At 41.0% G+C, this 13511-nt stretch carries 15 protein-coding genes; all 15 read right to left on the bottom strand.

Features of this window, described 5'->3' with window-relative positions; all coding sequences use genetic code 11:
* Positions 1 to 81: 81 nt before the first annotated feature.
* Positions 82 to 480 (bottom strand): four helix bundle protein, encoded by a 399-nt coding sequence (locus HFD85_RS11710; protein WP_167609449.1) that lies wholly within the window; start codon positions 478 to 480, stop codon positions 82 to 84.
* A 63-nt stretch (positions 481 to 543) separates the two neighbouring features.
* Positions 544 to 1725: an ATP-binding protein gene (locus HFD85_RS11705; RefSeq protein WP_206081949.1), complete on the bottom strand. Its 1182-nt coding sequence runs from the start codon at positions 1723 to 1725 to the stop codon at positions 544 to 546.
* Positions 1726 to 1856: 131 nt separating this feature from the next.
* Positions 1857 to 2429, bottom strand: coding sequence for an electron transport complex subunit RsxA (gene rsxA / locus HFD85_RS11700; protein WP_167609446.1), 573 nt, complete (start codon positions 2427 to 2429; stop codon positions 1857 to 1859).
* 11 nt (positions 2430 to 2440) lie between these two features.
* Entirely contained in the window at positions 2441 to 3025 is a 585-nt protein-coding gene (rsxE, locus tag HFD85_RS11695) for an electron transport complex subunit RsxE (RefSeq protein WP_167609444.1), read from the bottom strand.
* Positions 3026 to 3034: 9 nt separating this feature from the next.
* The gene (locus HFD85_RS11690; protein ID WP_167609441.1) at positions 3035 to 3637 is read right to left on the bottom strand and encodes an RnfABCDGE type electron transport complex subunit G; all 603 of its coding nucleotides are present in this window, start codon (positions 3635 to 3637) and stop codon (positions 3035 to 3037) included.
* Position 3638: 1 nt separating this feature from the next.
* A complete protein-coding gene (locus tag HFD85_RS11685; RefSeq protein ID WP_167609438.1) occupies positions 3639 to 4616 on the bottom strand; it encodes an RnfABCDGE type electron transport complex subunit D in 978 nt (325 codons plus the stop codon).
* 15 nt (positions 4617 to 4631) lie between these two features.
* Positions 4632 to 5963 carry an electron transport complex subunit RsxC gene (rsxC, locus tag HFD85_RS11680; RefSeq protein WP_167609435.1) on the bottom strand — a complete coding sequence of 444 codons (1332 nt, stop codon included), beginning with the start codon at positions 5961 to 5963 and terminating at the stop codon, positions 4632 to 4634.
* Positions 5964 to 5973: 10 nt separating this feature from the next.
* Positions 5974 to 6837, bottom strand: coding sequence for a Fe-S cluster domain-containing protein (locus tag HFD85_RS11675; protein ID WP_167609432.1), 864 nt, complete (start codon positions 6835 to 6837; stop codon positions 5974 to 5976).
* 3 nt (positions 6838 to 6840) lie between these two features.
* Positions 6841 to 7245, bottom strand: coding sequence for a SoxR reducing system RseC family protein (locus HFD85_RS21915; RefSeq protein WP_420844395.1), 405 nt, complete (start codon positions 7243 to 7245; stop codon positions 6841 to 6843).
* Between the two features lie 255 nt (positions 7246 to 7500).
* Complete coding sequence (locus HFD85_RS11665; protein WP_167609429.1) at positions 7501 to 8595, bottom strand: M43 family zinc metalloprotease; 1095 nt, start codon at positions 8593 to 8595, stop codon at positions 7501 to 7503.
* Positions 8596 to 8599: 4 nt separating this feature from the next.
* Entirely contained in the window at positions 8600 to 9277 is a 678-nt protein-coding gene (locus HFD85_RS11660) for a T9SS type A sorting domain-containing protein (protein ID WP_167609426.1), read from the bottom strand.
* Positions 9278 to 9372: 95 nt separating this feature from the next.
* A complete protein-coding gene (locus tag HFD85_RS11655; protein ID WP_167609423.1) occupies positions 9373 to 9522 on the bottom strand; it encodes a hypothetical protein in 150 nt (49 codons plus the stop codon).
* Between the two features lie 337 nt (positions 9523 to 9859).
* The gene (locus HFD85_RS11650) at positions 9860 to 10750 is read right to left on the bottom strand and encodes a T9SS type A sorting domain-containing protein (protein WP_167609420.1); all 891 of its coding nucleotides are present in this window, start codon (positions 10748 to 10750) and stop codon (positions 9860 to 9862) included.
* 138 nt (positions 10751 to 10888) lie between these two features.
* Positions 10889 to 12793: a monovalent cation:proton antiporter-2 (CPA2) family protein gene (locus tag HFD85_RS11645; RefSeq protein WP_167609417.1), complete on the bottom strand. Its 1905-nt coding sequence runs from the start codon at positions 12791 to 12793 to the stop codon at positions 10889 to 10891.
* Complete coding sequence (locus HFD85_RS11640; RefSeq protein ID WP_167609414.1) at positions 12786 to 13382, bottom strand: NAD(P)H-dependent oxidoreductase; 597 nt, start codon at positions 13380 to 13382, stop codon at positions 12786 to 12788. Before HFD85_RS11640 ends, HFD85_RS11645 begins: the two co-directional genes overlap by 8 nt.
* Between the last annotated feature and the right edge of the window lie 129 nt (positions 13383 to 13511).

Raw genomic sequence — 13511 nt, 5'->3', positions numbered from 1 at the left:
CGTTTCTAGATTTTTGATTCTTGATTCTTGATTGTGGATTCTCGATCCTCTATATTTTTCTTATTTATTTCTGATTCTCAATTATTTATATTCTTCCTCTGGTTCGGCCAATGTGTTGTGTTGCTTTTCTACCGAAGCTATAAAACGATTTAACTTTCTACCTAAAAGATCGGCAAGTTTCAATAATTCATTAAATAGTTCTTCATTTTTTAGAGACCCGGTATTAAAAAGATTTTCGAGGTGATCTATGGTTTCATCATTTGAAGCAATTGAATAGCTTAAAAAACGTAAGAAATCTAATTTGTACTTTCGTCTGCCATAACCTTCAACAATCTGAGATTTAGATGATTTTGATGAACGTCGGATCTGACTCCCTTCCTCATACATTTCAAAGGAAGGAAGTTCTTCTAGAGTCATTTTATGAATTTTAATGACCAGTTCATTTGCAATCTTCCATATTTCCAGGTTCTTATAAGACATTTATTTTTCTATATAATCTTATTTTTCATCCACATCCGGCATCCAGCATCAAATATCAAGTATCTAGTAAAGGAATCCGAATAACCAGAGTGGAATCTTACTTCCTTCACCGACCTCAATCACATCGGAAGCGGCATAAACATCGCCTTCAGAGGTAAGCTTTCGTCCGCCAACGTTGAATTTATATTTTCCATCGATGCAAAAATCGGCAGCGGGCGACGATGCCAACTGGTGTTTATAACCCACCTGGTTGTAGAAGAATGTTCTACGCATGGTAAGGTTATCGTTGTTGTTCGGCGCAATTGCATGCAATAAATTCGTATCGTGCATGTACACCTGATCAGGCTTTTTCATTTGATCGTCATCTCCGTTTCCATTTGAATACAGCAGGTTGATCAGTCGTGCATTCTTCAGGTAACGCAGGTAATTCATAACGGTTGCGCGTGATGTTTCAACCGAAGCTGCCAGTTTGCTTACATTGGGTGTAAACGGAGTTTCCGAAGCAATAATGTGCAACAGTTTCCGCAGCTTTGGCAGGTATTTAAATTCAATCTGGTTAATATACGGAACATCAATTTCCAAAGCCAGATTGACATTTTTAAGCAATTTGTTGGTATAAAAATTCGGGGCATCCATAAAATAAGGGAAATACCCGTTTTTCATATAATCATCGAAATACGCCAAAGGTCGAACCTCGTTTACCACCTGTTGTGCAATTTTTATATGGTCTTTCAGAATTTCTTCCAACGAATAGGTTCTGAAAGAAGTACCAGCCTGGTGGTTCAGGTATTCCCTGAACGACAATCCTTCGAGGTGATAAATCTTTGCAATCCCTTCCAGGTCAGGATTTCCTTCAGTAATTCGCAACACAGGCGATGAGGTGAAGATAATCTGAAGTTCCGGGATCTCGTCGACACATTTACGCAAGTCTTCCGACCACTCTGGGTATTTCTGAATCTGGTCGAGAATCAGGGTTTTACCACCGCGTTTGGCAAACTCATCGGCGAACGAACTGATCTTTCTTTTTGTGAAATAAAAATTGTTCAGGTTGATGTACAGGACATCGTTATTATCGCGATGATATTTTTTGATGTAATCGAGCAAAAAAGTGGTTTTCCCAACTCCCCTGAATCCTTTGATACAAATGAGTTTATCTTCCCAATCGATGCTGTCCATCAACTCACGGCTAATGGTTTCTTTTGGGCTGTCTAAAAGCGATCTATGTACTTGTTGAAAGAAATCCAAGGTTGATAATTTAAAATGTGCTGAATCAAATTGCTAAGTCTACTTAGCAAATTTACGATTTTTTGCTATTTGGGTATCCTTATATTTGCTGTAATATTTGTATTTTATCATTCATTAATGTAGGCTTAACCTTACACTAAGCCCGAGAATCCCATAAATGCCATAGCCAGTATTCCTGCGGTAATCAGCGCGATAGGAGTTCCTTTCAGACCTTTTGGTACATCCTGCAGATCGAGGTGTTCGCGGATACCGGCAAAAATAGTCAGTGCAAGTCCAAAACCAATGGCATTCGAGATCGCGTAAACCACTCCTTCGAGCAGGTTAAACTCTTTTTGAACGGTAAGAATGGCTACCCCAAGAATGGCACAATTTGTTGTAATCAAAGGCAGGAAAATTCCGAGTGCCTGATACAATGGAGGACTTACTTTTTTCAAGATAATTTCAACCAGCTGTACCAGCGAAGCAATTACCAGAATAAAGGCAATGGTTTGCAGGAAAGCAAGGCCGAATTTTTCAAGAATATAATACTGAATAAGGTAAGTTACTATAGTCGCCAAAGTCATAACAAAGGCTACAGCTCCGGCCATACCTACTGCAGTAGAAATTCGTTTGGAAACGCCCAGGAAAGGGCAGATTCCCAAAAACTGCATTAAAACAATATTGTTTACGAGTATGGCGCCGAGTACAATTACAAAATAACTCATTTTCTATCCTCCTAATTCTTTTTGATGCGGTTAATAATGGCAATCAGGTAACCCAATACGATGAAGGCTCCGGGTGCCAGTACAAATAACAGGGTCACGTAATTCTCAGAGTAAAGCGTAATGTTGAATAGCTTTCCGCTACCCAGTATTTCGCGAATGCTACCAAGAAGCACAAGGGCAAAAGTAAATCCAAGCCCGATTCCGAGTCCATCAATGGCTGAAGAGCCTACTTTGTTTTTTGAAGCAAAAGCTTCTGCACGGCCCAGCACAATACAGTTTACCACGATAAGCGGAATGAAAAGCCCGAGACTTTTGAAGAGTGCAGGAACATAGGCCTGCATCAGAAGTTGTACCACAGTTACAAAAGCTGCAATGATTACGATAAATGCAGGAATTCGCACTTTGTCGGGGATACCTTTTTTTACCAGCGACACTACAATATTCGACATCACCAGCACAAAAGTGGTGGCCAGTCCCATACCCAAACCATTAATAGCTGACGAGGTCACACCCAGGGTAGGGCACATTCCCAGCAGCAACACAAAAACCGGGTTTTCTTTAATAAATCCTTTGGTAAAATTTTTCCACTGATTCATAACATGTCTTTATTGTCCGGAATCCCCGGTGGTTTTATCTTCTTTTTCGTATGCAACGTAAGCTCTTCTCATTGCGTCGAGAAAGGCACGCGATGATATTGTTGAGGCTGTGATCGCGTCAATCTGTCCTCCATCTTTCGCCACATGAAAATCTGTTGTTTCAGGATTTTTGCCTATCACACTTTGATTTCCTTTGTCAGTTTTAAACCACGGATCCATTTTCGATCCCAGTCCGGGTGTTTCGGCATGTTCAAGTATTGAATACCCTGAAAAGTTGCCGTCTTTATCAATCCCGGCCATAACCGAAATCAATCCGCTAAAACCTTCTTTAGTGTATGTTTTAATAGCAGTTCCAACCAGTTCTCCTCCTTTATATGCCGGGAATACTTCAAGGCTGTCGCCACCTGCGTCTGCCAGTACTTTAAAGCTGTTCCCCAATGTGTCAAATTCAGGAAGAACCTGGGTGATTGCTTCTGTTTGCGCTTTCAGCTTGGCAGCTTCGATAGGTGCTTTGGTGAAGTCGTATACAAAACCTAATGCAGCTGCGGCAATTCCGGTTACCAAAACCAGTGTTACCACCATGTTTCCAAATGTCGATTCTCTCTTTGCCATCTTATTGTCCTCCGAATCGTTTAGGTTTAATGTAGTAGTTCAGCAGTGGCGTCACCGCATTCATGATCAGAATAGCGAAAGAAATACCTTCGGGATACGCACCAAACATACGAATACTGATGGTGATCACTCCAATTCCGATTCCGTATATGATCTGTCCTTTTGCAGTCATTGGCGATGTTACCATGTCGGTAGCCATAAATACTGCGCCCAGCATCAAACCACCGGTTAACAGGTGGTAGCCCGGATTTACATACACTGCAGGATCGATCATCCAGAATATGCCGGAAATAGCTGCTACTGTTAAAAGTATTGAAACCGGGATGTGCCAGGTAATCACTTTTTTCCAAAGCATGTAAATTCCGCCAAGCACAAGAAGAACGGCTGAAATCTCGCCCAATGAACCGCCGATGTTACCCAACATAATATCGTTTAGATGCGGAAGACCTGCGATATCAGCAATCGGTGTTCCGTTTTTAACGCCTTCTTTTAACAAGCCAAGAGGGGTGGCTGCGGTAACTGCATCAATTCCTGCCTGTTTGTTTACAGGCCACGATGTCATTTGCACCGGGAACGAAATCAGCAGGAAAACACGCCCCACCAATGCCGGATTAAAAATGTTATTTCCTAAACCACCGAATGAAAGTTTACCGATTCCCATAGCGGCCAGCGCACCAATAATGATGATCCACCAGGGCAGGTTGGCAGGCACATTAAAGGCCAGCAAAATTCCTGTTATCAATGCCGAACCATCGGTTACGGATGGCTTTACTTTCATTAAATATTTTTGAATCAGGTATTCAAAAGCCAGACAGGCCACCACGGCAATCAAGGTTACGCGAAGTGCATCGAGGCCAAAAACGAATACCGACCAAATCAACGCCGGGATCATCGCGTAAACAACCCGGTACATGATCTTTTGGGTCGAATCGCTCGAATGAACGTGTGGCGAAGGCGAAACTGTTAACAACTTACTCATTATGCAGTTTTTGATTTATTTTTTTCGTGAACGAATGATTTGACCAACCTTGCCTTTTCCAAAGCGGATGTAGTCGAGCAAAGGACGGCTTGACGGACAAGTGTAGCTGCAAGAACCACATTCGATACAATCCATAACCCGTTCTTTTTCGGCACGGTCAAAAATTTGTTTTTCTCCTAAAGTCATTAAAAGATAAGGCTCCAGACCCATTGGGCAAACGTTGGTACAACGCGAGCACCGGATGCAGTTCAGCACCTCCTGACGTGACGATTCCTTCTCCTGCATCAGCAGAATTCCGGAAGTACCTTTTGTCACCGGAATGTCGAGCGAGCTAATAGCGCGTCCCATCATCGGTCCACCACTGATGATCTTTCCTGTATCTTCTGGTAAACCGCCTGCAGCTTCAACAAGTTCGCTGGTAGCGGTTCCTACTCTCACTTTAAAATTCGCTGGTTTTGAAACACCTTTTCCGGTTATAGTAACCACGCGCTCAAACAGCGGTTTGTTTTTCTGAATGGCTTCGTAAACCGCAAATGCAGTACCCACGTTGCTAACCACAGCACCAACTGCGATTGGAAGTGCACCAGAAGGAACTTCTTTCCCGGTAACGGCATTGATCAGTTGTTTTTCACCACCCTGCGGATATTGAACTTTTAAAGCAACAACACTAAGTCCCTTGTATTCTTTACACTTTTCCGAAAGCAGTTTTATCGCATCAGGTTTGTTGTTTTCAATCCCGATTACAGCCTTTTCAACATTCATGGCTTTCATAAGTAGCTGAATACCCACCATGATCTCGTCGGCTTTTTCCAGCATCAAACGGTGGTCCGATGTCAGGTAAGGCTCGCATTCCACACCGTTGATCAGCAACACTTCAGCTTTCATGCCTTGTGGCGGAACAAGTTTAACGTGGGTAGGGAAGGTTGCGCCACCCAAACCAACGATTCCGGCATCCTGAATTTTCTGTATAATCGCCGGGCCGTCGATGGTAATGTCTTTTACCAGCGTTTCTGTGCGGTCGATTGTTTCCTCCCATTCGTCGCCTTCAACATCGATAAAAATACCATGCTTTGGATATCCTGAGCTGTCGGCCGAGAAATCAACTTTCGTCACTTTCCCTGAAACAGAGGAGTGAATATTGGTAGAAACAAAGCTGCGGCTTTTAGCAATTACCTGGCCCACTTTTACTACATCGCCACGTTTTACAACGGGAGTAGCCGGTGCACCAATGTGCTGTGCCACCGGAATAAATACCTTTTGTGGCAAGGGAAGCACCTCGATGGCTTTGTCTTTCGAGAGTTTATTTTCGGGAGGATGTACTCCGCCTATTTTAAACGTCTTCAACATCCTTATTTATTTAAGTTGTGGTACATTCTTCTTTTTCTGCCGGCTTTACTTTACGCGGTGGGAAGTTTAATTCCTGAATAGCGTTTGTCGGACAAACAGGCACACATTTGCGGCACAGTTTACATTTGTCCGAATCGATGTAAGCCAGGTTGTTTTCCATAGTAATGGCATCAAACGGACATTCTTTGAAACATTTGCTGCAACCGATACAGGCCACTTCGCAGGCTTTTTTGGCCACACCGCCTTTATCCATATTGCGGCAAGCAACCACCACTTTGCGGTTCTTTGGCATTTTCTTGCGCAGCTCGATCAGGTCTTTCGGACAGGCCTCGACACAGGCGCCGCAAGCCACACATTTGTCGTCGATAATTTCCGGAATTCCTGTTTCGGGATGCATTACAATGGCGTCGAAGTCGCAGGCATCGAAACAATCGCCGTAACCCAAACAGCCATACTGGCAATCCGATTCTCCACTGTAAACAGACGATGCAATAGCGCAGGTTCCTGCTCCGTCGAAAGAGCTGGTTTTTGGCCGGTGATCGCAGGTTCCGTTACAGCGAATAAAGGCCATACGCGGATCCTGTTGAACAGCTTCCAGTCCTAAAATAGACGCAACACCGCTCATGGTGTCGTTTCCGCCTACCGGGCAGTTTAAATCGTTTAGTTCGCTGGCACCTACGCAAGCTTCGGCAAATGCGCGGCAGCCGGCAAATCCGCATCCTCCGCAGTTGGCACCCGGAAGTGCTCCTTCAACCTCGTCGATACGCGGATCCTCATATACTTTGAATTTCTGTGCCACAAAGTAAAGGATTACAGCTGCTGCTGCTCCAATTACTACCAGCGTGACAATGGTATATATAACGGTAATACTCATTGGTTAAATAGTTTCTTCAACTTCGAATTTGAATATTTTTTTTAAATGATGCCGTAAAAAATATAATGTTGTATAGTATGGTATAAGCACTCCCAGCGACAGCAGTCCGGCCTTTAATTCGTTCCCGGAGATTTCGAGTGTGACGATCAGAGTTATTAATACAATAAGAAAGGGAAGAATATAGCCCCAGAACAAGGCTGTAAATCCTTTCGATTCGCGGAAGATTACGGTTACTTCCTGACCTGCTTTATAGATCCCTTTAAACTCGCTGATTTCGATTTCCTTGTCCTGAAAATCGGAAACGGAGCAGGCTCCCTGTGCATGGCACGATGAACATGCTGATTGACTGATGATTGTAACGATCAGTTTGTCGTCGCTAACCGCTTTTACAAATCCCCTATGTCTGATTTCTGATTCCGTAACTGTAAATTTTGCTATTTAGAGATGGCAAATTTATATATTAAATTAAATCTGGAAATGACAGAAAACTAAAAATACTGAAATCAGGGTAATTTATAGTCAGTCTAATTTAGTTCTTCGAATCTGTAGCTTTTGTGTTCGAATTTGAATCTATTAATAGGCCTTGAAGGTTTTCTCCTGAAGGGATTGCCATGTGAAAAAGCTTCAAGGCCTTGGCCTGAACATAAATCTTGTTAAATAGTTTTATTGATTACAATCAGAATTTACGAGAACATTCAGTTTGCCTCCTGCTTGAACTTCAAAACCGGTGTTGAAAGTTATTCCGTCAGATTCAAGATAAACTGTTTTTCCGGTTTTCACAACTGCTGATGAACCAGAAACTATGATGTTTTTTGCGACATACGTTCCAGAGCTATTGTTAAAACTATTAATATTTAGTGTTGTTGTATAATAATTACATTCACAAAAATTTAACTTTTCGATGTTGAGTGCTGAATGAATATGTTCGAGTTGATCAGGTGTAATGCTTTGTTGATCAGCGTTATAGTCCATTAAATTATTTGAGCAATGTACGTCATTCCAACAGCATGGACTTGGTTCATTAATGTCCAGCATTTGTTGTATACTTGGTGTGTCATCACAGAAATCATCCCAACTGGCTTTACATGTTCCACTATTAGTCATTAAGGTATGATATAGGTTTAGACAATGTCCTACCTCATGATTTATGACTATGGCAGATGCTCTGTTATACCAATTGTTGTTGTTGTTAACGCTTGCAATGTAATTTGTATATGGTTTAAATAGAAGAACTGCGTTATCTCCAATGTACCTTACATAGCCCCCTGTATTTCCATGAAGACTTGTAATAAATATGTTTATGGTATCGTTTGTACTTTGTCCATAACTCGCTTGTAGACAGTTTAATGCCCCATAATCATTATATAAGGTGGTGTTTCTCCAAAAAAATACACCAGATAGCTTATATCGGTATCCAGGATCATAAACCGGAACAAGCCCGAAGGGTTGTAATCTCATTTCTTGATTGTTATCTAGCAAATTATTTGCATAATTTAAAATGTATTTCGCAAAGTCATATCCACTGAAGTTATTTGAAGGTGTTAACCCGTCATCATTCTCGTTAAAGTTGCCCGTTCCGTCATCTTTTTGTATGAAGTGAACAATGACTCTTATACATTTTAAAGGACTTCCTGGAACGAAATAATTTGTTCCGCTTTTAAGATCAGGCACTACTGTTGTATCTTCAATGAAACAATTTTGGGAGAAGCTTGAAATTGCGCAACTAAAGCTTATTAATGTAAGTAGTAAATATTTCATAAGTCTATTTTTTAAGAAATTTGAATGAAAAAACATCTCTTGAAGTAGAAACCAGAGCATAATAAACCCCGGGAGGTAGGTTTCCTACAAAAAGTTTTTTCGAATTTTGTTTTGTTTTGACTAATTGTCCGTTCATGTTCCAGATCTCAAAATGAATATATTTATTAAATTGATCATCTAAAAATCGGATACTTAAGTATTCTTCTGCCGGATTTGGGAAATATTCAATTTGTGACTTATTTTTATCATCAACCGGGTTATAATTCCACAGCACTTCACAGTCGTATTCTGGTTTATCCCAGTAAGTGGATTTGTAACTTCCAATAGTGCTGTCCTCATAACACCGCAAAGGACCAATTTCGTGTGGTACGTCAACTGAGCAATCCAAAGCTTGTGGTAACATATGTGTGATGCAACCGATCTGCTCAATGATTACTCCATTAAAACCCCAATAAGATGAACTGGCAGGTGATGTATAAAGAGCTTTTAATTCTTGTCCATTGATTGTCATAGTTTTTACCGAATCGACTATAACTTCGCCCACAGGATCATAATTGCAAAAATCTCCGATGTTATCATCACCGTAAATTGTCCATTTATCTCCTGCTTGGGCATTGAAGTCGTATAGTGTATAAAATTTATCATTTTTTAAATAAAATACTTTATTGTTCTCTTTGTACATGTATTCGTTTTCGAGAGCTGTTGTATCAATACCGTTTGCATGGTAATATGTTTTGTGGATAATCCGTACTGTTTTTTCCTTAATTATAGTGTCTTTTATCGACTCATACAGAACGTTCCTTCATTAGGAGGCATTGTTCCTTCAATTCTCGAAAAGTGCCATTTGGCGCCAACCGGAGCCCATTCCGTTTGTGAATTCGCTACTCCATAGAATAAGAGGAATAATAGAACTAATTTTAGTTTCATTGTGATGATTTTATTAATAAATTATTCAGTTAACAACATCTGCTACGTATCCACAATTTTACCATCGCATACCAAGCTTTACAAATACATCCCGGGAGTAAATTCGTTCCCATTAATTACTTCGCTACCATTTCCACTTTGGCTAACTTCAAAGGTTTTCAACAGGATCCCGGTCATATTACAAATATGTATTTGAGTGCTGTTTGTGTCCTGTGGTATCAAAAACCTGTTGATTGATTTGTTTATGAAAAACTACCGTGCTATAGCATAGAAATAACACAGGACAACATATAATTTTTCTGATCATAATAGTTTAGTTTTAAGGGTTAAAAAAATTTTACTGCACAACAAACTTCCCGGTTTGAATCAGTCCACTATTATCGGTTGTTTTATAAAAGTAAAAACCAGGTTTATATTTTTCGACAGATAAATTGAATTCCTGTAGCAGTTGAACAACAAAATTCCCAGACACCCGGCCATTGCAATCCATTATTTGAATTCGTTCTATTTGCCGGTTCCCAAAATTGAACAGGATGTTATTTTTTGCGGGATTAGGGTAGATTTTAATTTGATTTTGCTTTTCGATGATAGTATTCGATGTGAGGTAATCGCAATCTATTTCTGTTAATTTTAAAAGTCCTGTTTTATCATTCTGAAAACATCTTAATGGTCCGCCGTACGGAGGATCGGCCCAGGCATGTAAGGGAAACATAAAACCTGTCCATCCTATGTTTTCAATAATCTCGCCTTCCATGTAATATTCATCTCCTTCTGAATAAATCTGACTTACATATTGAACTTTTAAGTTATTCCCATTAACATCAATATTAGATACCGAATCAACACGAATAGTTATTGTTGAATCCATCGATATCGGTGTTTGGCGGCAATAAACCTCTATTGTGTCACCTGTATTTGCAACAAAATCGTAAATAAGCTGATAGGAACTAATTTCAGGAATAAACAAATAGACTTTTCCACTGTCTGATTTCATAAATATTTTTGATGAAATTGTGTCTGTTCGCGAAAGATCTTCTTCTAAAATAATTTTTACAGTATCACCATTAATTACGGTATCTCCGATAGCTTCAAATTTGATGTACGAAAGATCAGGGGGAGTGGCAAAATTTATTTGACTATAATGCCACACGGAATTGTAGTCTGCCCAGTTTTGAGAAAAAGATAACAGCGGGATTAATGTAATCAGTAATAATATTAGTTTTTTCACGGTGGTTGATTGTTTTTGGTGGAGCTTATTAGTATTGTTGAAGAACGGGTTTATCAGTTAAAGCTAAATAACATAATTGTTAAAAACAAAGTTCTTCATTTTTTTTTATTTAGGTTAAGAGGCTGTTTTTCAGGAGTATTATTGTTGTTTTTTAGGAATGTTCTTTTGTGCCTCATCTTTCAATGTATCCACATCCCAGGCACAATCGGAATCGTGAATTGAAAAGTTTTTTTCAGTCTGCAGCGTTTCCGAGACCTGTTCTGCAAAACGCCTGGTTTCGCGTATAAATTCATTGTGGTCCTCCATCCAGTGTCGGTAGAGTTCATCAGTCACGCTGTCTTCGTGGTGCTTAAAAGTACGGGTGGCACGGTAAGCTTCGTATTTTGTGTAGCCTAATTCATTTAATGCTTTTGCACCCAGTTCGGCAGCCGACTCAAACATTTCGCGTTGCACGGTTCGTACATCCAGTTTAAAAAATTCGAACACGTGGAAGATGTCTTTTGCACGGGCAAGGATCTTTACGTGCGGGTATTTCTCGCGAACATAGGCGGCAATTTTTAGTGCTTCGTCGTGTTCGGCCATGCTAAGAATAAGCATCCGCGCATTTTTTATACCGGCAGTTTCGAGCAGTTGAGGCCGGGTAACATCGCCAAAATACAGTTTGAAACCGTATTTGCGCAGAATTTCCACATTCGACGGGTTGTTGTCGAGAATGGTAACTTTTATATTATTGGCCAGCAAAATACGGCCAACCACCAGCCCAAAACGTCCAAATCCTGCCAGTATTACCGGATTTTCCTGCTCTTCCACTTCGTCGTATTCCAGCTTGTTTTGCCAGCGTGCCAGGATCGGACTTACTGCTTTGTCGTTAAATATGAGCAGCAACGGAGAAATCGCCATCGATAAAGTGACTACCAACAAGAGCATAGCCGCAGTTTTATCGTCGAATAGTTGATTTTGCTTGGAAAACGAGATCAGTACAAAACTGAATTCGCTGGACTGCGCCAGTAAAAAAGCAAACAAAAACTCGTAGCCTTTCTTTAGCCGGAATATTCTTCCGAGAATCAACAGAATTATGAATTTTACTGCTATTAGCAGTCCTACCAAAGCAATGACCAATAGCGGATTTTCGATAAATAAGTTGAAATTGATACTTGCGCCCACCGAAATAAAAAACAAGCCAAGTAACAGGCCTTTAAACGGATCTATGGTAGTTTCCAGTTCATGTCGGTATTCGCTGTCGGCTAACACCACGCCGGCTATAAATGTCCCCAATGCAGGCGACAGACCGATCTGATCCATGGCCAGGGCTATTCCTATAACTAATAATAGTGCCAGCGCCACAAATACTTCGTGGAGGCCGGTTTCTGCAATCAACCTGAAAATGTGCCGAGCAGCAAAACGTCCGATAAAAACAATTGTTGCAATGGCCCCGATAATAATAATAAGCTGCAACCATCCCGGCATGCTGGCAACATTACCCACTTTTGCGAGTGCGGTTTCCGACAAATCGGCCGGCTGCCCGAGTTTGGCAATAAGCGGCAGTAAGGCCAGGATGGGGATCACTGCCATATCCTGGAAAAGCAGCACCGAAAACGCCGATCGTCCTGCCGTATTTCGCATCAGTCCTTTTTCGCTTAAAGTTTGCAGCACAATTGCAGTGGATGAAAGTGCCAGAATAAGCCCGATGGCCAAAGCCCGGTTTACCTGGAAATTCATGGCGAGCGCAATAAAAGTTATTACAAGGGCTGTAATCAGCACCTGCAAACCGCCAAGTCCGAATATCGAGCGGCGCATTCGCCAAAGCAAAGACGGTTCAAGTTCGAGACCAATTAAAAAAAGCATGAGTACTACGCCAAATTCAGCAAAATGCATCACCTCGTCAGCCTGACCCACCAATCCTAAAACAAAGGGACCAATTATAATGCCGGCCATCAGGTAGCCCAGTACCGAACCGAGCCCGAGTTTTTTAGCCAGCGGCACAGTAACAACTGCTGCTCCCAAATATATTAATGCCTGTAAAAAGAAGTCCTGATTATGCATGCTTAGCGATTAAGTTATTCATGTATTCCAAATCATTCAATTCCTGGGGATTAATTTTATCGTCGCGCAACAACGTGAGTATTTCGCGGTAAGCATCAGCCTGTTGTGTCAATTTTTCGGCTGAAATGGTATGCGAACCATAAGTTACAAAAGGAGGAAGATAAACCATTCGGCAAAGCGTGACAGAGCGGTTGAAGGGGGCCAGAAACTCGTTCACCGTGTAACGGTTACTACCGGTTTTTGAATATACTTCCTGTTGTCCGCCGGTGGAAATTGCCGACATCACCCATTTGCCTTCCAATGCCCGGCCTGTTGTTCCGTACGCAAATCCATGTTGCAGCACCAGGTCCATCCATTCTTTAAACAGTGCCGGCGCATTGTACCAATAAAACGGGTGGTGCCAAATGATCACATCGTTTTCCAGCAATAACCGCTGTTCTTTTTCAATATCGATAAAAAAGTCGGGGTAGGTTTCGTACAAATCGTTTACGGTAACTCCTTCCATATTCTTTACCGCATCAATTAGTGTTTTATTGATCACTGATTTCTGAAAAGCCGGATGAGCAAAAATTATTAGTATTTTTTTCATGAATAGTAACAGATTTATGCTATTTGTACGTTGGATTAATAGAGAATGGTAAAATAGTTATTTTTGAAAGAGCCATCAATAGCAATCTCCAAAAAGCCGAAAAGTATTTTAGTGTCCCTGCATAAATAA

Source organism: Maribellus sediminis (assembly GCF_011799805.1).
GTDB lineage: Bacteria > Bacteroidota > Bacteroidia > Bacteroidales > Prolixibacteraceae > Draconibacterium > Draconibacterium sediminis_A.
The sequence above is the reverse complement of the archived record's forward strand: the minus strand, read 5'-3'. Positions and strand labels throughout refer to the sequence as shown.